The following is a 22,338-nucleotide window of genomic DNA, read 5'->3' on the forward strand; positions in this document are numbered from 1 at the left end:
CCCGAACAGACCGGTGGCCGGGCATCGCTGCCCGGCCACCGGTTCGTGCGAAGTGCGTCAGAGCCCGACGAGGCTGCCCAGGGTCGTCCAGCCGAGCACCGAGTCGACGGCCAGACCGCAGAACACCACGGCCAGGTAGTTGTTCGACTGCAGGAACAGCCGCAGCGGCTTCACCGATTCCCCGCGGCGCACCCCGGCGTAGAGCTGGTGGGCCATCAGCAGGAACCAGGCGCCGGCGACCAGGGCCACGGCCGCGTAGATGACGCCGGTCGCGGGGACGAGCGCCAGGGTCGCGAGCACGGTCAGCCAGGTGTAGATGACGATCTGCTTGGTGACGGCCTGTTCGGTGGCGACCACCGGCAGCATCGGCACGCCGGCCGCGCGGTAGTCCTCCTTGTAGCGCATGGCCAGCGCCCAGGTGTGCGGCGGCGTCCAGAAGAAGATCACCAGGAACAGCACGATCGCGGGCCAGCCGATGGTGCCGGTGACCGCCGACCAGCCGACGAGGGCGGGCATGCAGCCCGCGGCGCCGCCCCACACCACGTTCTGCGAGGTCCGCCGCTTGAGGCCCTTGGTGTAGACGAAGACGTAGAACAGGATCGTCGCGACCACCAGCACACCGCTGAGCAGGTTGGCCTGCCACCACAGCCAGCTGAACGAGATCGCCCCGAGCGCCACGCCGAAGACCAGGGCGTGCCTGGTCGGCACCGCGTCGCGGGCCAGCGGCCTGCGCGCGGTCCGCTTCATCACCTTGTCGATGTCGGCGTCGACGACGCAGTTGAGGGTGTTGGCGCTGGCGGCGCCCATCCAGCCACCGAACAGGGTGACCAGGATCAGCCGGATGTCGACGGTGCCGCGATCGGCCAGCAGCATCGTCGGGATGGTGGCGACGAGCAGCAGCTCGATGACGCGCGGCTTGGTGAGCGCGATGTAGGCCAGCGGCTTGCGCAGGATCTTGGCGACGAGTCCGTCGCCGGTGATCCGGTCGGCCAGCGCCGTCGAGGAATTGTGCGCACCGCTACTACCCGGCTGGGGATCGATCCGCACTGTTTCTCCTCGCACGCTGTGCTTCGCATCCGGCATTGGAACCAGCAGCGCGCGGCTGCGGCGCGGCCACTACTACAGACGATGGTAGACCCACGCCGGTGCCGCTCCACGCCAGGGCCCCGCCACCGTGGGCCCCGTCACGGCGCCCTCGAGGCCACCCGCGGCGGTGAACCCGCGCCGACGCGCAGGTGAACGGTGACGTCGGCGAGCCATCACCGGACGCGCCGGGCGATGCCACCGACACCGCGAACGGTGTCGCCGCACCCCTCTAGACTCACAACCAGGGTTCGCGCCGGTCCCGTGGAGCTCCACCACTAGGGTAGGGGTGTACATCGGTACGCACCCAGGCCGCGTGCGGTCCGTACGACATCCACATCGCCGCTGCCATGTATCGCCGTCGACGAAACCTAGGTCAGGAGAACCACGGTCGTGTCAGTCACAGACGACATTCGCGCCCTCACTCAGCGGAACTACCCCAGCGACTGGACGGACCTCGACACCAAGGCCGTCGACACCGCCCGTGTCCTGGCCGCGGACGCGGTGCAGAAGGCGGGCAACGGGCACCCCGGTACCGCGATGAGCCTCGCGCCGGTCGCCTACACCCTCTTCCAGCGCACCATGCGCCACGATCCCGCGGAGCCGCGCTGGGTCGGTCGCGACCGGTTCGTGCTGTCCTGTGGGCATTCCAGCCTCACCCTCTACATCCAGCTCTACCTGGCCGGTTTCGGCCTGGAGCTCACCGACCTCGAGCAGCTGCGCCAGTGGGACTCGCTGACCCCCGGCCACCCCGAGTTCCGGCACACCGACGGCGTCGAGATCACCACCGGCCCGCTGGGCCAGGGTCTGGCCTCCGCGGTCGGCATGGCCATGGCGGCCCGCCGTGAGCGCGGCCTCTACGATCCCGACGCCCCCGCGGGCACCAGCCCGTTCGACCACTTCATCTACACCATCGCCTCCGACGGCGACCTGCAGGAGGGCGTCACCGCCGAGGCCTCCTCGATCGCGGGCACCCAGCAGCTGGGCAACCTCGTGGTGATCTACGACGACAACGAGATCTCCATCGAGGACGACACCGACATCGCCTTCACCGAAGACGTGGCCAAGCGCTACGAGGCCTACGGCTGGCACGTGCAGGTCGTCGAGGGCGGCGAGGACGTCGTCGCGATCGAGGCCGCGATCGAGGCCGCGAAGGCCGAGACCGCCAAGCCCTCGATCATCATCCTGCGCACCATCATCGGCTTCCCCGCGCCGAACAAGATGAACACCGGCGGCGTGCACGGCGCGGCGCTGGGCGCCGACGAGGTCGCCGCCGTCAAGCAGGCCCTCGGCTTCGACCCGGAGAAGTCCTTCGACGTCGACCCGGCCGTCATCGAGCACACCCGCAAGGCCCTGGCCCGCGGCGCCGAGGCGAAGGCCAAGTGGCAGACCGACTTCGACGCCTGGGCCACGGCCAACCCGTCGAACAAGGCCCTGTTCGACCGCCTGCAGACCCGGTCGCTGCCGCAGGGCTGGACCGAGTCGCTGCCCACCTTCGAGACCGACCCGAAGGGCATGGCCACCCGCAAGGCCTCCGGCAAGTTCCTGGCCGCCGTGGCCGACGAGCTGCCCGAGCTGTGGGGCGGCTCGGCCGACCTGGCCGAGTCCAACAACACCACGATGCCCAGCCAGCCGAGCTTCGGCCCCGAGTCGATCTCCACCGGCATGTGGAAGGCGCAGCCCTACGGCCGCACCCTGCACTTCGGCATCCGTGAGCACGCGATGGGCTCGATCCTCAACGGCATCGCGCTGCACGGCCCGACCCGTCCCTACGGCGGCACCTTCCTGGTGTTCTCCGACTACATGCGCCCGGCCGTCCGCCTGGCCGCGCTGATGCGGGTGCCCGCCATCTACGTCTGGACCCACGACTCCATCGGTCTGGGCGAGGACGGCCCGACCCACCAGCCGATCGAGCACCTGGCCGCGCTGCGCGCGATCCCCGGCCTCAACGTCGTGCGCCCCGGCGACGCGAACGAGACCGTGCACGCCTGGCGCACCGTCCTCGAGCGCGACTCCGACGAGCACACCTCGCACTTCTCGGTGCACGACGCGCCGCACCAGGACGGCCCGTCCGCGCTGGCGCTGACCCGCCAGGACGTCCCGACCCTCGAGGGCACCAGCTACGAGGGCGTCAGGAAGGGCGGCTACGTGCTGGCCGAGGCCTCCACCGGCACCCCGCAGGTGATCCTCATCGGCACCGGTTCCGAGCTCCAGCTCGCGGTGGCCGCGCGCACTACCCTGGAGGAGCAGGGCATCCCGACCCGGGTGGTCTCGATGCCGTGTGTGGAATGGTTCGACGCGCAGGAGCAGGGCTACCGCGACGAGGTGCTGCCGCCGTCGGTGCGTGCCAGGGTGGTCGTCGAGGCCGGTATCGCGATGCCGTGGCACCGCTTCGTCGGTGACGCCGGTGAGGTCGTCGGTATCGAGCACTTCGGCGCCTCCGCCAACTTCAAGAAGCTGTACTCCGAGTTCGGTATCACCGCCGATGCCGTCGTCGCCGCCGCGCTGCGTTCGACCGACAAGGTGAAGGGGTAAAACCAATGGCACAGAACGAGAATCTCGCCGCGCTCTCGGCCGCGGGCGTCTCGGTGTGGCTCGACGATCTGTCCCGTGATCGGATCAAGTCCGGCAATCTCGCCGACCTGGTCGCGACCAGGAGCGTCGTCGGTGTCACCACGAACCCGAGCATCTTCCAGGCCGCGCTGAGCAAGGGCCACGACTACGACGGCCAGCTGACCGAGCTCGCCGGACAGGGCGCCGACGCCGACGCCGCGATCCGCACCATGACCACCGACGACGTGCGCGCCGCCTGCGACGTGCTCGCCCCGGTGTTCGAGGCCACCAACGGCGTCGACGGCCGCGTCTCGATCGAGGTCGACCCGCGCTTCGCCTTCGACGCCGACAAGACGGTCGCCCAGGCGATCGAGCTGTGGAAGATCGTCGACCGCAAGAACCTGTTCATCAAGATCCCGGCCACCGAGGCGGGCCTGCCCGCCATCACCGCGGTGATCGGCGAGGGCATCAGCGTCAACGTGACGCTGATCTTCTCGGTGCCGCGCTACCGCGCGGTGATGGGCGCCTACCTCGACGGTCTGCGCAACGCCAAGATCGGCGGCCACGACCTGGCCAAGATCCACTCGGTCGCGTCGTTCTTCGTCTCCCGCGTGGACACCGAGATCGACAAGCGCCTGGACGCGATCGGCACCCCGGAGGCGCTCGCGCTGCGCGGCAAGGCCGGTGTGGCCAACGCCCGCCTCGCCTACGCCGAGTACCAGGACGTGTTCGACGGTGGGGCACACACCTCCACCTACAACCACCTGGCTTCCCAGGGCGCCAACCGGCAGCGGCCGCTGTGGGCCTCGACCGGCGTGAAGAACCCGGACTACCCGGACACCCTCTACGTCACCGAGCTCGTGGGCCCGAACACGGTCAACACCCTGCCGGAGAAGACCCTGGAGGCCTTCGCCGACCACGGTGAGGTCCGCGGCGACACCCTCAGCGGCCAGGCCGTCGAGGCCGCCCAGGTCTTCGCCGACCTGGAAGCGGTCGGCATCGACCTGGCCGACGTGTTCGATCTGCTCGAGCGCGAAGGCGTCGACAAGTTCGAGTCCGCGTGGAACGAACTGCTCGAGGCCACCACCGCCGAACTGCGTACCGCGGCGGCGGGGGGCAACTGACCCGATGGCCGGCACAGCATCGACGGATCAGGCGGCGGGGCTGTGGCACAACCCGCTGCGCGACGAACGAGACAAACGGGTCCCCTTCATCGCGGGCCCGTGCTGCTTGGTGATCTTCGGTGTCACCGGAGATCTGTCCCGCAAGAAGCTGATGCCGGCCATCTACGACCTGGCGAACCAGGGGCTGCTGCCCCCTGGTTTCGCCCTGGTCGGTTTCGCCCGGCGCGACTACGCCGATGAGGACTTCGCCGCCGTCGTCCTCGACGCGGTGAAACAGCACGCCCGCACGCCCTTCCGCCAGGAGGTCTGGGACAACCTGGCCGAGGGGCTGCGGTTCGTGCAGGGCAGTTTCGACGACGACGTCGCGTTCGCGACCCTCGCCGACACCCTGCGCACGCTCGACGAAACCCGCGGCACCGGTGGCAATTACGCCTTCTACCTGTCGATTCCGCCGAACATGTTCCCCGTGGTGCTCGATCAGCTCTCCGAGCACCACCTCGCCCAGCCCACCGGCGTCGACGCCGACGGCTACCTGCCGTGGCGGCGGGTGGTGATCGAGAAGCCCTTCGGCCACGATCTGGAGAGCGCGAAGGAACTCAACGCCCTGGTGAACCGCGTGTTCCCGGAGGAGCAGGTCTTCCGCATCGACCACTATCTCGGCAAGGAGACGGTGCAGAACATCCTGGCGTTGCGCTTCGCCAACGAGCTATTCGAGCCGATCTGGAACGCCAACTACGTCGACAGCGTGCAGATCACGATGGCCGAGGACATCGGATTGGGCGGGCGCGCGGGGTATTACGACGGGATCGGCGCCGCCCGCGACGTCATCCAGAACCATCTGCTGCAGCTGCTGGCGCTGACGGCGATGGAGGAACCCACCTCCTTCGAGCCCCAGCAGCTGACCACCGAGAAGATCAAGGCGCTCTCGGCGACCAAGCTCGTCGAACCGCTGGACGAGACCACCGCGCGCGGCCAGTACACCGAGGGCTGGCAGGGCAGCGAGCACGTGGTCGGCCTGCACGAGGAGGAAGGCTTCGACCCGCAGTCGCGCACCGAGACCTTCGCCGCGATCACCGTGCACGTGGAGAACCGCCGCTGGGCGGGTGTGCCGTTCTATCTGCGCACCGGAAAACGCCTGGGCCGCAGGGTCACCGAGATCGCGGTGGTGTTCAAGCGCGCGCCGCACCTGCCCTTCGACCAGACGATGACCGAGGAGCTCGGCCAGAACGCGCTGGTCGTGCGGGTGCAGCCGGACGAGGGCATCACCCTGCGCTTCGGTTCCAAGGTGCCGGGCTCCGGCATGGAAGTGCGCGACGTGAACATGGACTTCAGCTACGGCGAGGCGTTCACCGAGTCCTCCCCCGAGGCCTACGAGCGGCTCATCCTCGATGTGCTGCTCGGCGTGCCGTCGCTGTTCCCGGTGAACGCCGAAGTCGAATTGTCCTGGCGCATCCTCGATCCCGTGCTCACGCACTGGGCCGCCGAGGGCAAGCCCGAACCCTACGAGGCCGGGACCTGGGGTCCCGCCTCGGCCGAGGAGATGCTCGCGCGCAGCGGGCGGGAATGGCGGCGCCCGTGATCGTCGACATGCCCGACACGAACACCGTCGAGGTCGGCAAGCGGATGGTGCAGCTGCGCGAGACCAACGGCGTCATCACCCAGGGCCGGGTGCTCACGCTGGTGGTGTGCACGCTGGATTCCTCGGAGGCCGAGGACGCGATCGACGCCGCCAACGACGCCAGCCGCGAGCACCCGTGCCGGGTGATCGTGCTGGCGCGCGGTGACCGCGACGCCGAGGCCCGCCTCGACGCCCAGATCCGGGTCGGCGGCGACGCGGGCGCGGCCGAGGTGATCGTGCTGCGATTGCAGGGTCCGCTGGTGAACCACGAGAGCAGCGTGGTCACCCCGTTCCTGCTGCCCGACACCCCGGTGGTGGCGTGGTGGCCGCGGGGCGCGCCGGAGTTCCCCTCCCTGGATTCGGTGGGCAAGCTGGCCAAGCGCCGGATCACCGACGCCACCTTCGCGCCCGACCCGCAGGCCGCCATCAAAAAACGCCGTCACTCCTACGCGGCGGGCGACACCGACCTGGCGTGGAGCCGCATCACCTACTGGCGGGCGCTGTTGGCCGCGGCGCTGGACGAACCGCCGTTCGAGCCGGTCACCTCGGTGACGGTGTCCGGACTGGCCAGCGAACCGGCGCTGGACACGCTGGCGGGCTGGCTGGCCTCGCGCCTCGACTGTCCCGTCCGTCGCCGGACGGGTGAGCTGCGGGTGGAAGTGCACCGCGGCACGGATTCGATCGCGATCAGCAGACCGCAACTGGGCAGAACCGCAACGCTGACCCGCACCGGTGAACCCGACCAGCGAATCGCGCTGGCGCGCCGGGAAACTCGCGATTGCCTCGCCGAGGAACTGCGCCGGCTCGACGCCGACGAGATCTACGCCGAGGCGCTCGCCGGAATCGAGAAGGTGACCTATGAGTGACCATATCGACGTGCACGACGAGCTCGGCGCCGAATTCCCCGCCGACACGATCGAGGTCCACGACGACGCCGACCTGCTCGCGGACGCGGCGGCCGAGCGCTTCGTCGACGTGATCGTCGCGGCCCAGGCCGAACGCGGCACCGCCTCGGTGGCGCTGACCGGCGGCAGCGACGGCATCCGGCTGCTCGAGCGCGTCCGGCAGAACCCGGGCGCCATCGACTGGTCGGCGCTCTACGTCTACTGGGGCGACGAACGGTTCGTCCCCGACGGCGACGCCGACCGCAACGAGCTGCAGGCCAGGCAGGCGCTGCTGGACCACGTGCCGCTCGATCCGGCACACGTGTTCCCGATCGCCGCCTCCGACGGCACCTACGGTTCGCCGGAGGCCGCGGCCGCCGCCTACGCCCAGCTCGTGCACACCGAGCTCGACGAGCGCGGCGAGTTCGACCTGACCGTCCTCGGGATGGGGCCGGAGGGACACATGAACTCGCTGTTCCCGCACTCCCCCGCGGTGCGCGAGCAGACCGATTACGTGGTGGCCGTGCACGATTGCCCGAAGCCGCCGCCGACCAGGGTGAGCCTGACGCTGCCCGCGGTGCATCGGTCCCGGCACGTCATGCTGGTGGTGAGCGGCGAGGGCAAGGCTGCCGCGGTGGCCGCCGCCGTCAACGGCGCCTCCCCCGACGACGTTCCCGCGGCGGGCGCGGTCGGCATCGAGTCGACCACCTGGGTCATCGACGAGGCCGCCGCCTCCGACCTCCTGCTCGACGAGGAGTAGACCGACGCCGCGCGGGAACCCTCACCAGGTCCCGCGCGGCGCGGCCACCCGCCCGATCGATATCGTCGAGGACATTCGACCGGCCGAAGGGTGACCACAGTGATGAGCCAGACCGAGACGGTGACGATTCCGGAGCACATCCACGGCTATCCGCAGGTGGCCTTCGGCGGCTACGTGGCCGGGATGCTGGCCCGCCGGTCCGGGGCCGACACGGTGCGCGTCGACTTCCGGAGCGCGGTGCCGATCGGCACGCCGATCGCGGTGTCCGCCGGGGACTCCGGGTCAGTGAGCCTGTCCGGCGCGGACGGCACCGTGCTGGCCCGGTCCGCCCCCGCCACGGCGTCGCTCGCGGTCGCGCCCACTCCCTCCTGGTCGGATGCGAAGCGGGCGACCGAATCCGCGCTGGCCAGTCCGAAACGCCCCGCCACCGACTGCTTCGGGTGCGGTGTCGAGTGCGCGCCCGGCCACGGGTTGCGGTTGTTCCCATGGCCGGTGCCAGACAGTTCCGTCGTGGCCGCCGCCTGGACCCCGGATCACGGCCTCGCCGACGCTGACGGCGAGCTGCCGCCGGAGATCGTCTGGTCCGCCCTCGACTGCCCCGGTGGCATCGCAGCCTGGGTGTTCCAGGACATGGCCCGCGGCGCGGTGACCGCCGCCCTCACCGCCACCATGCACCAGCCGGTCCTGGCCGGCGCCGAATACCTCTCGCACGCCTGGGCGATCCACAGCGAGGGCCGCAAGTTCACGGTGGGTGTGGCCCTGTCGACCCGAGACGGCGAACTCTGCGCGGCCGCCGAGGCACTGTGGGTGGTGCCGCGGGAGATCGCGGCACAAGCCGGTTAGGGCAGACGCCAGACGAACTGGACGCCGGGCACGTACCGCCCGCCGCGAACGTACGGTGGCCCTCAGCCTTTCGACCGACGATCCGGCGGGCGTCGCAGCCCGCCGAGGCCTTGCCGGGTGCCGAGTCGCCCCGACAACCGCGTGGCGTGTCACGCGGCGGACACCGGGGCGCTATGCAATCGCACCGTGGCCCTCAGCCTTTCGACCAACGATCGGGCGGACTTCGCTGCCCGCCGAGGCCTCGTGCTGTTCCGCGCAGCCGCCGAGTCGCCCTGGCAGCCGCGTGGCATGTCAGGCGCCGGACACCGGGGCGGTGGCGATGTTCCAGAACTCGGCGTACCTGCCGTCCGCGGCGAGCAGTTCGTCGTGCGTGCCCTGTTCCGCGATCCGTCCACCGTCGAGGAAGACGACGTGGTCGGCGGTGCGGACGGTGTTCAACCGATGCGCCACCATCACGACGGTGCGCCCCCGCATCAAACGCTCGATGCCCTCGTGCACGGCCGCCTCGTTGACCGGGTCGAGCGCCGAGGTCACCTCGTCGAGCAGCACGACCGGAGCGTTCTTCAGCAACGCGCGGGCGATCGAAACCCGTTGGCGCTCACCGCCGGAGAGCAGCGCGCCGCCCTCGCCGACCGCGGCCGACCAACCGCCGGGCAGTCGCTCGATCACCTCGTCCAGCCGGGCCGCGGTCGCCGCGGCCCGCACCTCGGCGGTGCTCGCGCCGGGGCGGCCGAGGCGGATGTTGTCCTCGATCGTGCCGTCGAACAGGTAGACGTCCTGGAACACGATCGCCACCCGCGACATCAGGGTGGCGGTGTCGATGTCGCGGACGTCCACACCGCCGAACCGCACCGCGCCCGCGTGCACGTCGTGGAACCGGGCGAGCAGGTGCAGCAGTGTGCTCTTGCCCGCGCCGGACGGGCCGACGATCGCGTACCGCGCGCCCTGCGGCACGCTCAGCGTGAGTCCGTCGAGCACCGTGCGGTTCTCGTGCCGGAAGGTGACGGCGTCGAAGGCCAGATCGTGGCGCTCGGGGTGGATCGGGTCGACGGGTTCGGGGAGCGGTTCGGTGCGCAGCAGGGCGTCGAGGCGGTCCAGCTGGGAGCGGGCGCTGCGGAGCTTGCCGCCGAGATCGGCCAGCGACAGCAGCGGTTCGGCGCAGCGGGCGGCCAGCACCAGCATCGCCAGCAGCTCGGCCACGCCGAGGCCGCCGCCGAGCGCGAGGTACACGCCGAGCGCGAGCAGGACGGTGAACATCGCCTGCACGACGAGCGTGAGCCCGACCATGCCGGGCAGCGCCGACCGCACCGAGCGGTGGGTGGAGCGCTGGATGCCCCGCAGCGCGTCATCGAGCAGGTCGAAGCGCTCCGCGGCGCGCCCGCCTGCCCGCAACACGGGCTGGGCCTGCAGATATTCGATGACGCGGCCCGCGGCCTGCTGGTCGCGGTCGTGGCGTTCGACGTCGGCGGTGGCCATCGCGCGCCCCGACCAGGCCTGGATCGCCGCGACGAGCGGGACCGCGAGCGCCGCGGCCAGCCCGAGCCGCCAGTCGTAGACGGCCATGACGACCACGATCGTCAGCGGGGTCAGCGTGGCGGTGACGAACGGCGCCAGCAGATGCGCGATCACCCCCATGGCCTCGAGGACACCGCGGCTGGCGAGCGCCGACACCGCACCGACCCGCTCCGGCCCGTACCAGCCGATCGGCAGCCGCGCCAAGTGGTCACCGAGCCGGTGATAGGTCCCGCGCAGCAGGGTTGTTCCGGCCCGGAACCCGGCCAAGTCGGCGAGGTAGCGCAACCCCGCGTAGAGCGCGACGCCGGCGCCGAAGGCGATCAGCCAGGGCCAGGCGCGGGTGGGCTCGCCGCCGAACAGTTCCCGGAGCACGGGCACCAGCAGCAGCGCGGACAGTCCCTCCACCACCGCGGCGACGCTCATCAGCACCACGGCGCGGCGGACCGGACCGGCGTACTGGTGGCCGAGCACGCGGAGCAACGTGCGGATCATGACAACTCGCTTCCTCGATGGGTCTGCCAGAACTCGGCGAACGGGCCGCCCTCGGCCGAGAGCCGCGCGGGATCGCCGTGCTCGACGATCACTCCGCCGTCGAGCAGGACGACGGTGTCGGCGTCGGCGACTGTCTCGTGCCGATGGGCGATGATCAGCACGGTGCGGTCGCCCCGGCCGCTCGCCACCGCACGGCGCAGCGCTTGTTCGGTGCGCGGGTCGGCGAAGGCGGTGGCCTCGTCGAGCACCAGGACGGGGGTGTCGGCGAGCAGGGCGCGGGCGAGCGCGAGGCGTTGCGCCTCACCGCCGGACAACCCGGCCTGTTCGCCGAGCACGGTGTCGTAGCCGTGCGGCAGCTCCAGGATCCGGTCGTGAATCTCCGCCAGCCGCGCCGCCTCGACCACCTGCGCCCGGTCGGCGTGCGGCACCGCGAGCGCGATGTTGTCGGCCACCGTGGCCCGCAGCAGGCGGACGTCCTGGAACACGAACGAGACCGACCGGTAGAGCCGCTGACCGCCGATCTCCCGCAGATCGACGCCACCGAGGAGCACGGAGCCGCCGGTCGGATCGAAGAACCGCAGAAGCAGGTGGGCGAGTGTGGATTTCCCGCTGCCGGAGCGCCCGACCAGCGCGGTCACCGTGCCCGGCTCGAGCACCAGGTCGATGCCGCGCAGCACCTCGTGGTCGGCGTCGTAGCCGAATCGCACGTCGCGCAGCTCCACCCGGTGCCCGCGCGGCGGGACCGACCTGGCGGGTTCGGGCAGCGGTTCGACGGCGAGCACGTCGCGGATCCGCCCGACCGCGCGACCGGCCGCCTGCAGATCGTCGAAGCCGTGCCCGAGTGCCGCGACCGGCGCGGTGAGTCCGAGGCCGAGCAGCAGGAACGGCAGCAGATCGGCGGGCGCCAGCCCACCCCGGGTGATCAGGAAGGTCCCACCGATCAGCACGATCAGCAGCACGAACGGCGGCGAGAAGGCCAGCTGCATCCCGGCGGCGATCGGCGCGAGACCGCGCACCCAGCGCAGGAAGGTATCGGCGAATTCGTCGGCGGCCGTGCGGAATCGGCGATGGGCGCGGTCGCCGCCGCCGAAGGCTTTGACGACGGCGATGCCCTGGACGAACTCCACCACCGAGTCGGCGATGCGGCCCATCGCGGCGTCGAACTCGCGCTGTTCGCGTTCCCTGGCGGGCAGCATCAGCAGCGGCACGTGCGCCACCGCGAGCGCCACGGGGATCAGCGTGATCAGCGTGAGCCGCCAGTCGACGGTGAGCAGGTAGACCAGCGAGACCAGCGGCACCACGAACGCCGAGACCAGTTCACCGGGCGCGTGCGCGAAGAACGGATGCACCGCGCTCACGTCGTCGCCGACGACCTTGGCCAGCTCGCCGGTCCGGCGCCGGGAGAACCAGCCGATCGGCACGCGTCCCAGATGCGCGGCCAGCCTGCGCCGCAACGACAGCTGGACGCGGCTGTCGAGCACATGGCCGAGGCCGGAGGAGGCGGCGGTGAACACGAGCCGCACGAGCAGCCCGAGCGCGCCGATCGCCACGGCCGCCCACACCCGGTCCGCGTCGACCGGCCCCGGCGAGAGCAGCAGCCGGCCCACCTCGACCACCGCGAGCAGCGGCGCCAATCCGGCGACCGCGCCGATGACCTGCAGGACCACCACGGTCGCGAAGCCGGGGGCATGGGGGCGCACGAGTGTCGCGAGTCCCCCGGTATCCGGCGGCGCGGACCGCACCGCCTGCTCGGCACGTTCGATTGTCGTCATCGCACACCCCAGTTCAGAAAGTCACTGTCTGTAGCGAGTGACTCTACGATTCTCGTATCAGACAGTCAATGTCTGAAGACAGCTACTCCCTGATAATCTGCTCGCATGACCGGACTTCGCGAACGGTGGCGGCTCAAGGCCATGCACACCGTCCAGGAACGCGCCCTCGACCTGTTCGACGAGAAGGGCTTCGCCGCGGTGACCATCGACGAGATCGCGGCCGCCGCCGAGGTCTCCCCGTCGACGGTCTACCGGCTCTTCGGCACCAAGGAGGGCATCATCGTGGCCGACGAGTTCGACAATCTCAGCGACGCCGACCTCGAACGCGTCGTCGACCCGGGTGACCCCATCGGCAGCCTGCTGGCGTCGGTGCGCGAGTACGAGTCCGCGCCGGCCACCTCCGACTCCGGCACAGGCGATCCCAGCCCGTGGCGCCGCAGTCTGCGCTACCACTTCACCGAGCCCTCGGTGCGCCGCGCCGCCTACGCCTCGGCGGACCGGACGAGCCAGCGGCTCACCCCGATACTCGCCGCGACCGGCCGATTCACCGAGGCGCAGGCGCGCGTCGCCACCAACGCGCTGATCTTCGGCTATCTCGCCGCCCTCGAGCAGTGGTTCCTCGACGGCGAGGACCGCTCCGTCGCCGAGTCCGTCGAGGACAGCCTGCGCCCGCTGCGCGCGCTGTGGCCGGCCGATGCCGACGCGCGCTGACCGTTCACCGCGGGACCCGCACCCGGGCCAGGTGGTCGACCAGATGGGTGCGGATCTCCGCGCGCGCGGGCCGCGCCGCGGGGACCAGCCCCGGCATGCTCAGGAACGCGTGGGTCGCCTCGGCGTGGCGGGTCAGCGTCACCGCCACGTTCGCCTCGCGCAGGCGGGCGGCGTAGGCGGGCGAGTGGTCCTCGAGGGTGTCGAGCCCGGCGGAGACGATCAGCGCGGGCGCGACCCCGGCGAGGTCGCGGTGGTGCAGTGGCGAGATCGCCGCAGAGTCGAACGAGGGCGGCAGCGCGATCCGCTGCGCGGCACGGCAATTGGCGGGTGTCGCGGTCGGGGCGTCGGCATTCTCGGTGAACGACGGGTATTCGAAGGTGGCGTCGGTCCAGTCCAGCTGCGGGTTGATCAGCACCTGCGTGCGCACCGTGCGGCCCTGTGCCACGGCGTGGATCGCGGTGAGCGCCGCGAGGGTGGCGCCCGCGCTCGAGCCGAGCAGCGCGACCCGGTGCGGATCGATCCCCCACTGTTCGGCCCGGTCGACGAGGTGGGCGAAGGCGTCGTAGGCGTCGTGCACCGGCGCGGGGACCGGATGTTCGGGCGCCAGCCGGTAGTCCACCGACACGACCACGGCACCGCAGCGCGCGGCCAGGTGGCTGAGCAGCCAGTCGTCCTGGGCCGGCGTACCGACGATCAGCCCGCCGCCGTGGAAGGCGAGGATCAACGGCGGCGTGCCCTCGACGCGGCGCGGCCGGTAGACGCGCACGTCGACCGCGCGTCCCGGCAGCTCGAGCGTCTGCGTCGAGATCAGCACGCCCCGATCGGTGCGGCCGCGCACCAGCACACCCAGGGGCGACCGCAGCACTTTCGCTTGCGCCGCACGCAGTTCCACGAGATCAGCCGCGGTGATCGTGTCCCAGTCGGGTTCGGGCCGGAGTGCGGCCAGCATCCGCATTCGCCGGGGAATTCTGCCTCGCATGACGGGTCCTCCTGATGGATCGGTGTAGCGCTACGGTGACAGGCGGGCCCGGTGCCGCGCTTTCGGAAACGTGCGGTCTCGCGCGGTCGCCGCTGGTCTGGATCCGGCCCGGGCATGCCGGCTATCTCGGACTAGAGCTCGGTGTCGATCCGCATTCGACGTCGGTGGCGGTGCTGAGTGTGGGGTTGACCGGGCCGTTCGTCCTCGAGACCGCCACGCACGGCGAGATCGTGGCCCGCAGCGCGCTCGCCCCGGCGCGGGCGGTACACAGGGTGAACTCGCGCGACGACCCGATCCTGTTGATGTTCGTCGATGTCGCCGACTCGCCCGCGGCCGCGATCGCCGCCGAGATGACCAGCGCCGTCGGGCCTTTCGGGCTCGGGCACCGCCGCGAACGCGCGCTGATCGACCTGTGCGCGGGCCCCGAGGTCGACCCGGATGAGATCTTCGGCCTGCTCGTCGCGGGCCGGACGCGGCCGGTCGATCCACGGATCGACGCGGTGGCCGCGGCGATCCGGCGACACCCTCGGCACACGTACCGGGCCGAGGTGGTCGCCGCGCGCCTCGACCTGTCCACCTCGCATTTCCTGCGCCTGTTCGCCCAGCAGTGCGGGACCACCTTCCGCCGGTATCAGCAGTGGGCCAGGATGATCCACGCCCTGCGCGGCATCGCCGACGGCCACGACCTCACCCGCTGCGCGGTCGACGCCGGGTTCGCCACGCCCTCCCACTTCAGCGAGACGGTCCATCGGATGTTCGGCGCCCCGGTCAGCCGGCTGCTGCGCCACGACGTCCGGTTCGACGTCAGCCCACCCGGCTGAGCGCCGATTACCCCGGCCCGCGGGCGCCGAGCGCCTAGCATCGGGATGCTGAACGAATCGACGGCGGGCGAGGAGTGGGTGCGATGGTGCGGAGTTCGCTCGACATGGACACGGCGTTGCGGACCGCGCTGACCGGGCTCGCGGTCTACGCCCGTTCCGACGCCGCCCCCACCCTCGCCACCGCCGACGCGCTCGACCTGTTCGAATCCCAGGCCACCAGCAGGCATCTCGATCTGGCGGCGCGCCGGCTCGGCGCGGCCGGGCGCGGGTACTACAGCATCGGCTCGGCCGGGCACGAGGGCAACGCCGCGGTGGCCGCCGCGCTGCGTGTCGACGATCCGGCGCTGCTGCACTATCGGTCCGGGGCGTTCTTCGTGCAGCGTTGCCGGCGGATTCCCGGCCTCGACCCGGTTCGTGACGTGCTGCTCGGCGTGGTCGCGGCGGCGGCCGATCCGATCTCCGGCGGCAGGCACAAGGTGTTCGGCAGCAAGGCCGCCTCGATCATTCCGCAGACCTCGACCATCGCCTCCCAGCTGCCGCGCGCGGTCGGCCTCGCGTTCGCGCTGGATCGCGCGGCGCGCCAAGGGGTTCGGTGCCCGTGGCCCGCCGACGCGGTGGTGGTGTGCAGTTTCGGTGACGCCTCGGCCAACCACTCCACCGCGACGGGCGCGATCAACGCCGCGGTGCACGCGGCGGCGCAGGGTGTGCCGATGCCGATCGTGTTCGTCTGCGAGGACAACGGTCTCGGCATCAGCGTGCCCACTCCCCCGGACTGGATCGAGAGCGCCTACGGCCCCCGCCCCGGCCTGACCTATCTGGCCGCGGACGGCTGCGACCTGCCCGACGTACTCGGCGCCGCCGACGACGCGGTCCAGCTGGCCCGCACCTGGCGGACCCCGGTTTTCCTGCACCTGCGCACGGTGCGCCTCGGCGGACACGCCGGCTCCGATGTCGAGGCGGCCTATCGCGGTCCGGCGGAGCTGGCCGCCGATCTGGCCCGCGATCCGCTGCTCGGGACCGCCCGCCATCTGCACGCCACAGGCCTGGCCGAGGCGCCCGAACTGCTCGAACGCTACGACCGCATCGGCGCACAGGTGCGCGCGACCGCCGAGGAGGTCGTGCGCGAGTCGCGGCTCGACTCCGCGGCGGCGGTCATCGCCCCACTCGCGCCCGCCCGGCCGGACGCCGTGCGCGCGGAGGTGGTGCGGTCGTGGTCACCCGGCGAGGTCGCCGGGCCGCGCGGTCAGCGGGCGGGATCCCCGGCCACGCCGAGCTTCGGGGACGGGACACCCGGCGGTTCGCGAACAGCCGAGGGCCCGCAGGCCGGGGCCGCGGGCACCGATACGCGCCCTCCCGTGATGACCCTCGCGCAGGCTATCAACCACACCCTCGGTGAGCTGCTGGCCAGAGATCGCGACGTCCTGGTCTTCGGCGAGGACGTCGGCCGCAAGGGCGGCGTGTACGGCGTCACCAAGGGGCTGCGCAAACGTTTCGGCGCCCGTCGCGTCTTCGACACCCTGCTCGACGAGCAGGCCGTCCTCGGCACCGCGCTGGGTACCGCGCTCGCCGGATTCGTTCCGATCCCGGAGATCCAGTACCTGGCCTACGTGCACAACGCCGCCGACCAGATCCGCGGCGAGGCGGCGACGCTGTCGTTCTTCTCGAACGGGCAGTATCGCAACCCGATGGTCGTGCGCATCGCCGGCCTCGCCTACCAGAAGGGTTTCGGCGGCCATTTCCACAACGACGACTCGCTGGCGGCCCTGCGGGACATCCCGGGCGTGGTGCTGGCGGTGCCCGCGCGCGCCGACGACGCCGCGGCCATGCTGCGCACCTGCGTTTCGGCGGCCAGGGTGGACGGCCGGGTGTGCCTGTTCGTGGAACCGATCGCGCTCTACCACACCAGGGACCTGCATCCGGGCGACGAATCATGGCTCGCCGCACCGTCTTCCGGGCATGTGCCGATCGGCAGCGCCCGCGTGTACGGTGACGGCACCGACCTCACCCTCGTCACGTTCGGTAACGGGGTGCCGATGTCGCTGCGGGTGGCGGACCGCCTGGCCGCCCGCGGCGTCCGGGCCAGGGTGCTCGACCTACGCTGGCTCAACCCGCTGCCGGTGCGGGATCTGCTCGAGCACGCCGCCGCGACCGGGCGCGTGCTGGTCGCCGACGAGACCCGGCGCGGGGGTGGGGTGTCGGAGTCGGTGTACGCGGCGCTGATCGATGCGGGCTATGCGGGCGCGCTCGCCCGCGTCACCAGCGCGGACAGCTTCGTTCCCCTCGGGCCCGCCGCCGACACCGTGCTGCTGGGCGAAGCCGAGATCGAGTCGGCCGCGCTGCGGATGACGGCGCCGGAGCGCTGAGCTCAGGCGAACTTGATCTCCAGGCCGATGCCGAGGATCGAGATCAGCCAGACGAGACCGACGAAGATGGTGACCCGGTCGAGGTTCTTCTCGACCACGGTGGAGCCGGACAGGCTCGACTGCACGCCGCCACCGAACAGGCTGGACAAGCCGCCACCCTTGGCGCGGTGCAACAGCACCAGCAGCACCAACAGCACGCTGGTGATCACAAGGAGGATATCGAGGAACAGCGACATGGCGTCCATCCTATGGGGTCGACGCCCGATGGGTCTAACCAGGCTCGACCGCGACCAGGTGGGAGACCGTCGCGGCACCGGCCGACCAGTGCGCGACGGTCTGTTCGATCTCCCGGTCGCGCGCGGTCAGCCGCACCTGGTGCTGGTGCATGTGTTCGGCCCAGGACCGCACGACGAAGGCCTCGACGAACCGGTCGAGGATGCCGACATCGCGGTAGAGCCGCCATTCCATCGCGCCCGTGCGCTGCCTGGACCGCCCGACCAGGGCCATCGCCTCGGTGAACGCGGCCACGTCGGCGGGCGGCACATCGTAGCCGCGCATCACCAGCACCGGCCCGTCCATGGGATCGGGCTCGACCACGAGCTGCGGTTCGGGCCAGAACGCCGCCGGGGACAGGTCGATGTCCTCCACGTTGTGCCGGATCGGCCACCACACCGTGCTCACCGCGCAGCAGGCCAGCAGCACGGCCGCGACCAGCAGCGCCGCCACCGCGCCGTAGGCGCCTGCGACCAGGCCCCACAGCAGCGAGCCGATGGCCTGCCCGCCCATGAACACCAGCATGTACACCGACAGCCCGCGCGCCCGCACCCACGCGGGCAACAGCAACTGCATCGTGGAGTTCAGCGTCGACATGGCCAGCAGCCAGGCCAGTCCCGCGCCGACCAGCAGCACCAGCACGATCGGCACACTCGGCACCAGCGCCGTCGCCACCGCGCCGAGCCCGAACAGCACCGCGGCCAGCGCCAGCCGCTGGGTCGGGGTGAACAGCACCCGCAGCCGGGACAGGCCGAGCGCGCCGCACACCGCGCCGAGCCCGAGCGCGCCGAGCAGCAGACCGTAGCCGTCGGAGGCCAGTCCCAGCCGGTCGTGCGCGATCACCGGCAGCAGCGACCACACCGCGCTCGCGGGCGCGATGAACAGGATCGCGCGGAACAGCACCCGCCGGATCGCGGGCGCGGCACGGATGAACCGCGTGCCCGCCTGCAGCGCGGCGAGCGGTCGCTCACTGGGCAGGGTGCGCGGCCGGGTGGGCCACTTCGACACCAGCAGCACCGCCACGATCCCGACGAAGGACAGCGTGTTGAACCCGAACACCACGGTGGGCCCCGCGATCGAGACGATCACACCCGCCACCGCGGGTCCGACCGCCCTGCCGATGTTGACGCTCATGCTGCCCAGCGCCGCGGCCGAGGTGATCTGGTCGCGCGGCACCAGTTCCGGCTGGATCGCCTGCCACGCGGGCGCCGTGAGCGCCTGCCCGCAGCCGAGCAGGAACAGCAGGGTCAACAGGACCGCCGGGGTCGTGTGCCCGGTCGCGGTGAACACGGTGAGGGTCAGCGAGGCCAGTGCCATGCCGCTCTGCGCGCCGAGGAGCAATCGGCGCCGGTCGACCAGGTCGGCCAGCACCCCGGACGGGATGGACAGCAACATGACGGGCAAGGCCAGCGCGGTCTGCACGAACGACACCAGCGCCGCCGCGTTCGGCGCGTCGACCAGGATCCACTGGGCGCCGACCGTCTGCATCCACGTGCCCAGATTCGACACCAGCTGCGCGATCCACAGCGCCCGGTACACCGGCGACCGCAACGGCGCCCACGTCGACACCGGTCCCGCCGCCACGCCTGTCACCCGCCGAGCATATCCCCGGCGACCGGCCCGCGACGCCACGCACGACCCCGCGCAGCATGACCGGCCGTGTGGCCCGTCGCACTACCATGGGCCCCATGTCGGCATCCCTGCTCCGCCTCGCCGCGCTCGGTGTCCTCGCCACCGTCGCGGCCACGGCCTGCTCCTCGTCCGATTCCGGAAAGGCGCCGGAGGACACCGCCACCCCGATGGGCCACACCTACATCTCCACCGAGGTCGTCGGCGGCGCCATCCCCGGCGGCGGTCCGCTGACGCTCACCTTCGCCGACGGCCGCGTCTCGGCCAACTCCGGCTGCAACACCAGCAGCGGCACCGTCGACCTGACCGACCACGTCCTGCGCCCGACCTCCCCGCTGGCGGGCACCCTGATGGCCTGCCCCGGTGACCGCGGCAACGCCGACGCCTGGCAGACCGCGTTCCTCGAATCCGGTCCCACCTGGCGGCTCGACGGCGACACCCTCACCCTCACCGGCGAGACCGTCACCGTCCATCTCACCGACAAGAAGATCGTCACCCCTGACAAGCCGCTGCTCGGCACCACCTGGATCGTCACCACCCTGCTCACCCCGCAGGGCCAGGTTCGGTCCACCACCCTCGACGAGGTGCGGCCGAACCTCACCATCGGCGAGGGCGGCACCGTCAACGGGCTGGCGGGCTGCAACCGGATGTCGGGCACCGCGGGGGTCGGCCCCGGCGACGCGGTGGCCTTCGCCGTCGGCACCACCAAGATGATGTGCGGCCCCGAGGTGATGGAGGTCGAGAACGACGTGCTGCGCGCCCTCGACGGCAAGACCACGGCCACCGTCGACGCCGACACGCTCACTCTCCGCAACGAGAACGGCTACGGCCTCGTCCTGCACGCGCAGTGACCGCGAAAGGCCGGAAACCACTGGGGTTTCCGGCCTTTCGACGGGGTTTCAGCTACCGATCAGGGCAGCGGCCCACCCGCGGCGATCGCCGACAGGGTGGCGAACTCCTCCGCCTTGAGCGAGGCACCGCCGACCAGGGCGCCGTCGATGTCGGGCTGACCGACCAGCTCGCCGACGTTCTTGGCGTTGACCGACCCGCCGTAGAGCACCCGCACGGTCGCGGCGACCTCGGGCGAGGCCAGCTCGGCCAGCTCGGCCCGGATCGCGCCGCAGACTTCCTGCGCGTCGGCCGCCGAGGCGACCTTGCCGGTGCCGATCGCCCAGACCGGCTCGTAGGCGATGACGACCTGAGCGATCTGCTCGGCCGTCAGGCCCTTCAGCGAACCGCGCAGCTGCTCGAGGTTGTACTCGACGTGGGTGCCCGCCTCGCGGACCCCGAGACCCTCACCGATGCAGACGATCGGGGTGATCTCGTTCTTCAGCGCCTGCTTGGCCTTGGCCAGCACGATCGCGTCGTCCTCGTTGTGGTACTGACGACGCTCCGAGTGCCCCACCACCGCGAAGGTGCAGCCCAGCTTGGCCAGCATCGAGCCGCTGACCTCGCCGGTGTAGGCGCCCGAGTCGTGCACCGACACGTCCTGCGCACCGTAGGTGAGCAGCAGCTTGTCGCCCTCGACCACCGACTGCACGCTGCGCAGATCGGTGAACGGCGGGATCACCGACACGTCGACCTTCGCGAAGTACTTCTCCGGCAGCGCGTAGGCCACCTTCTGCACCAGCGCGATGGCCTCGAGGTGGTTGAGGTTCATCTTCCAGTTGCCCGCGATGAGCGGCTTGCGTGCGGCCATCGCTCAGCCCTCCAGCACCGAAATACCGGGCAGCTCTTTGCCTTCCAGGTATTCCAGGGACGCGCCGCCACCGGTGGAGATGTGCGAGAAGCCGTCCTCGGGCAGGCCGAGGGTGCGCACGGCAGCGGCCGAGTCACCGCCGCCGACCACGGTGAACGCGCCCTTGCCGGTCGCGGTCACGATGGCCTCGGCCACCCCGCGGGTGCCCGCGGCGAACTTCTCGAACTCGAACACGCCCATCGGGCCGTTCCAGAACACCGTCTTCGCCTCGGTCAGCAGCGCGGCGAACCGCGACACCGACTCGGGGCCGATGTCCAGGCCCATCCAGCCGTCCGGGATCTCGGTCGAGGCGACCGTCTTCGCGTCGGCGTCGGCGGCGAACTTGTCGGCCGCGACGATGTCGACCGGCAGGTGCAGCACGTCACCGAAGCGCTCGAGCAGCTCCTTGCAGGTGTCGATCATCTCTTCCTGCAGCAGCGAGGTGCCCACCGAAAGGCCCTGTGCGGCAAGGAAGGTGAAGCACATGCCGCCGCCGATCACCAGGGTGTCGACCTTGGGGGCCAGCGCCTCGATCACGGCCAGCTTGTCCGAGACCTTGGAGCCGCCGAGCACCACCGCGTACGGGCGGGCCGGGTCCTGGGTGAGCTTGCGCAGTACGTCGACCTCGGCGGCGACCAGGGTGCCCGCGTAGTGCGGCAGCAGCTGGGCGACGTCGTAGACCGAGGCCTGCTTGCGGTGCACCACACCGAAACCGTCGGAGACGAACGCGCCGTCGTCCCCGACCAGCTCGACGTAGGCCGCCGCCAGCTTCGCCCGCTCGGCGTCGTCCTTGCTGGTCTCGCGCGCGTCGAAACGCACGTTCTCCAGCAGCAGCACGTCGCCGTCGGTCAGGCCCTCCGAGCGCGAGAGCGCGTCGTAGCCGACCACGTCACCGGCCAGCTGGACATTGCGGCCCAGCAGTTCGGCCAGCTTCGCGGCCACCGGGGCCAGCGAGAACTTGGCGTCGGGCTCGCCCTTGGGACGACCGAGGTGGGCCATCACGACCACCTTGGCACCGGCCTCGACCAGCGCCTGGATGGTCGGCACCGAGGCGATGATCCGGCCCGGGTCGGTGATCTGGCCGTTGTCGTCGAGGGGGACGTTCAGGTCGGAGCGCACGAGCACGCCCCGACCCTCGACACCCTCGGCCAGGAGATCCTGGAGTGTCTGAACCGTCATC

At 71.2% G+C, this 22,338-nt stretch carries 18 protein-coding genes; 10 read left to right on the forward strand and 8 right to left on the reverse strand.

Annotation, left to right across the window (positions count from 1 at the left end):
• Window positions 1-57: 57 nt before the first annotated feature.
• Window positions 58-993 (reverse strand): heme o synthase, encoded by a 936-nt coding sequence (locus AB0H56_RS21815; protein ID WP_357166599.1) that lies wholly within the window; start codon window positions 991-993, stop codon window positions 58-60.
• A 483-nt stretch (window positions 994-1,476) separates the two neighbouring features.
• On the opposite strand from AB0H56_RS21815, the gene tkt reads away from it, so the two are divergent.
• The 6 genes from tkt to AB0H56_RS21845 all read left to right on the forward strand — a co-directional run bounded on the left by tkt (window position 1,477) and on the right by AB0H56_RS21845 (window position 8,865).
• Window positions 1,477-3,618: a transketolase gene (tkt, locus tag AB0H56_RS21820; protein WP_357166164.1), complete on the forward strand. Its 2,142-nt coding sequence runs from the start codon at window positions 1,477-1,479 to the stop codon at window positions 3,616-3,618.
• Between the two features lie 5 nt (window positions 3,619-3,623).
• On the forward strand, window positions 3,624-4,760 hold the full coding sequence (gene tal, locus AB0H56_RS21825; protein ID WP_357166167.1) for a transaldolase: 1,137 nt from the start codon (window positions 3,624-3,626) through the stop codon (window positions 4,758-4,760).
• A gap of 4 nt (window positions 4,761-4,764) precedes the next feature.
• Window positions 4,765-6,339: a glucose-6-phosphate dehydrogenase gene (gene zwf / locus AB0H56_RS21830; RefSeq protein WP_357166170.1), complete on the forward strand. Its 1,575-nt coding sequence runs from the start codon at window positions 4,765-4,767 to the stop codon at window positions 6,337-6,339.
• The gene (opcA, locus tag AB0H56_RS21835; protein ID WP_186817348.1) at window positions 6,336-7,244 is read left to right on the forward strand and encodes a glucose-6-phosphate dehydrogenase assembly protein OpcA; all 909 of its coding nucleotides are present in this window, start codon (window positions 6,336-6,338) and stop codon (window positions 7,242-7,244) included. The genes zwf and opcA overlap by 4 nt, the downstream gene beginning before the upstream one ends.
• Window positions 7,237-8,022 (forward strand): 6-phosphogluconolactonase, encoded by a 786-nt coding sequence (gene pgl, locus AB0H56_RS21840; protein ID WP_357166173.1) that lies wholly within the window; start codon window positions 7,237-7,239, stop codon window positions 8,020-8,022. Before opcA ends, pgl begins: the two co-directional genes overlap by 8 nt.
• 102 nt (window positions 8,023-8,124) lie before the next feature.
• On the forward strand, window positions 8,125-8,865 hold the full coding sequence (locus AB0H56_RS21845; protein ID WP_357166176.1) for a hypothetical protein: 741 nt from the start codon (window positions 8,125-8,127) through the stop codon (window positions 8,863-8,865).
• 291 nt (window positions 8,866-9,156) lie between these two features.
• On the opposite strand, the gene AB0H56_RS21850 is transcribed toward AB0H56_RS21845, so the two are convergent.
• Both AB0H56_RS21850 and AB0H56_RS21855 read right to left on the reverse strand, forming a co-directional pair.
• On the reverse strand, window positions 9,157-10,872 hold the full coding sequence (locus AB0H56_RS21850) for an ABC transporter ATP-binding protein (RefSeq protein WP_357166179.1): 1,716 nt from the start codon (window positions 10,870-10,872) through the stop codon (window positions 9,157-9,159).
• Window positions 10,869-12,644, reverse strand: a complete 1,776-nt coding sequence (locus AB0H56_RS21855) for an ABC transporter ATP-binding protein (protein ID WP_357166182.1) — start codon at window positions 12,642-12,644, stop codon at window positions 10,869-10,871. The genes AB0H56_RS21850 and AB0H56_RS21855 overlap by 4 nt, the downstream gene beginning before the upstream one ends.
• 105 nt (window positions 12,645-12,749) lie before the next feature.
• Between AB0H56_RS21855 and AB0H56_RS21860 the strand changes: the two genes are divergently transcribed.
• A complete protein-coding gene (locus tag AB0H56_RS21860) occupies window positions 12,750-13,355 on the forward strand; it encodes a helix-turn-helix domain-containing protein (RefSeq protein WP_357166185.1) in 606 nt (201 codons plus the stop codon).
• Between the two features lie 4 nt (window positions 13,356-13,359).
• Here AB0H56_RS21860 and AB0H56_RS21865 read toward each other — a convergent pair whose 3' ends face one another.
• Entirely contained in the window at window positions 13,360-14,334 is a 975-nt protein-coding gene (locus AB0H56_RS21865; protein ID WP_357166188.1) for an alpha/beta hydrolase, read from the reverse strand.
• 164 nt (window positions 14,335-14,498) lie between these two features.
• On the opposite strand from AB0H56_RS21865, the gene AB0H56_RS21870 reads away from it, so the two are divergent.
• Both AB0H56_RS21870 and AB0H56_RS21875 read left to right on the forward strand, forming a co-directional pair.
• On the forward strand, window positions 14,499-15,155 hold the full coding sequence (locus tag AB0H56_RS21870) for an AraC family transcriptional regulator (RefSeq protein ID WP_357166191.1): 657 nt from the start codon (window positions 14,499-14,501) through the stop codon (window positions 15,153-15,155).
• 83 nt (window positions 15,156-15,238) lie between these two features.
• Window positions 15,239-17,518: a thiamine pyrophosphate-dependent enzyme gene (locus tag AB0H56_RS21875; protein WP_357166194.1), complete on the forward strand. Its 2,280-nt coding sequence runs from the start codon at window positions 15,239-15,241 to the stop codon at window positions 17,516-17,518.
• 2 nt (window positions 17,519-17,520) lie between these two features.
• On the opposite strand, the gene secG is transcribed toward AB0H56_RS21875, so the two are convergent.
• Window positions 17,521-17,754 carry a preprotein translocase subunit SecG gene (gene secG, locus AB0H56_RS21880; protein WP_110036060.1) on the reverse strand — a complete coding sequence of 78 codons (234 nt, stop codon included), beginning with the start codon at window positions 17,752-17,754 and terminating at the stop codon, window positions 17,521-17,523.
• 34 nt (window positions 17,755-17,788) lie between these two features.
• Complete coding sequence (locus AB0H56_RS21885; RefSeq protein ID WP_357166197.1) at window positions 17,789-19,384, reverse strand: MFS transporter; 1,596 nt, start codon at window positions 19,382-19,384, stop codon at window positions 17,789-17,791.
• Window positions 19,385-19,479: 95 nt separating this feature from the next.
• Between AB0H56_RS21885 and AB0H56_RS21890 the strand changes: the two genes are divergently transcribed.
• Complete coding sequence (locus tag AB0H56_RS21890) at window positions 19,480-20,271, forward strand: META domain-containing protein (protein ID WP_357166200.1); 792 nt, start codon at window positions 19,480-19,482, stop codon at window positions 20,269-20,271.
• A 59-nt stretch (window positions 20,272-20,330) separates the two neighbouring features.
• Here AB0H56_RS21890 and tpiA read toward each other — a convergent pair whose 3' ends face one another.
• Both tpiA and AB0H56_RS21900 read right to left on the reverse strand, forming a co-directional pair.
• Window positions 20,331-21,119 (reverse strand): triose-phosphate isomerase, encoded by a 789-nt coding sequence (gene tpiA, locus AB0H56_RS21895; protein ID WP_110035506.1) that lies wholly within the window; start codon window positions 21,117-21,119, stop codon window positions 20,331-20,333.
• Between the two features lie 3 nt (window positions 21,120-21,122).
• A complete protein-coding gene (locus AB0H56_RS21900) occupies window positions 21,123-22,337 on the reverse strand; it encodes a phosphoglycerate kinase (RefSeq protein WP_357166203.1) in 1,215 nt (404 codons plus the stop codon).
• Window position 22,338: the final 1 nt, after the last annotated feature.

Source organism: Nocardia sp. NPDC050717 (assembly GCF_040654275.1).
Classification (GTDB): domain Bacteria; phylum Actinomycetota; class Actinomycetes; order Mycobacteriales; family Mycobacteriaceae; genus Nocardia.

Bases quoted from the DNA above. Each gene is read 5' to 3' on its own strand.
- tal (WP_357166167.1), top strand. From the start codon at position 3,624: ATGGCACAGAACGAGAATCTCGCCGCGCTCTCGGCCGCGGGCGTCTCG.
- zwf (WP_357166170.1), top strand. From the start codon at position 4,765: ATGGCCGGCACAGCATCGACGGATCAGGCGGCGGGGCTGTGGCACAAC.
- pgl (WP_357166173.1), top strand. From the start codon at position 7,237: ATGAGTGACCATATCGACGTGCACGACGAGCTCGGCGCCGAATTCCCC.
- AB0H56_RS21845 (WP_357166176.1), top strand. From the start codon at position 8,125: ATGAGCCAGACCGAGACGGTGACGATTCCGGAGCACATCCACGGCTAT.
- AB0H56_RS21850 (WP_357166179.1), bottom strand. From the start codon at position 10,872: ATGATCCGCACGTTGCTCCGCGTGCTCGGCCACCAGTACGCCGGTCCG.
- AB0H56_RS21855 (WP_357166182.1), bottom strand. From the start codon at position 12,644: ATGACGACAATCGAACGTGCCGAGCAGGCGGTGCGGTCCGCGCCGCCG.
- AB0H56_RS21860 (WP_357166185.1), top strand. From the start codon at position 12,750: ATGACCGGACTTCGCGAACGGTGGCGGCTCAAGGCCATGCACACCGTC.
- AB0H56_RS21865 (WP_357166188.1), bottom strand. From the start codon at position 14,334: ATGCGAGGCAGAATTCCCCGGCGAATGCGGATGCTGGCCGCACTCCGG.
- AB0H56_RS21875 (WP_357166194.1), top strand. From the start codon at position 15,239: ATGGTGCGGAGTTCGCTCGACATGGACACGGCGTTGCGGACCGCGCTG.
- secG (WP_110036060.1), bottom strand. From the start codon at position 17,754: ATGTCGCTGTTCCTCGATATCCTCCTTGTGATCACCAGCGTGCTGTTG.
- AB0H56_RS21890 (WP_357166200.1), top strand. From the start codon at position 19,480: ATGTCGGCATCCCTGCTCCGCCTCGCCGCGCTCGGTGTCCTCGCCACC.
- tpiA (WP_110035506.1), bottom strand. From the start codon at position 21,119: ATGGCCGCACGCAAGCCGCTCATCGCGGGCAACTGGAAGATGAACCTC.
- AB0H56_RS21900 (WP_357166203.1), bottom strand. From the start codon at position 22,337: ATGACGGTTCAGACACTCCAGGATCTCCTGGCCGAGGGTGTCGAGGGT.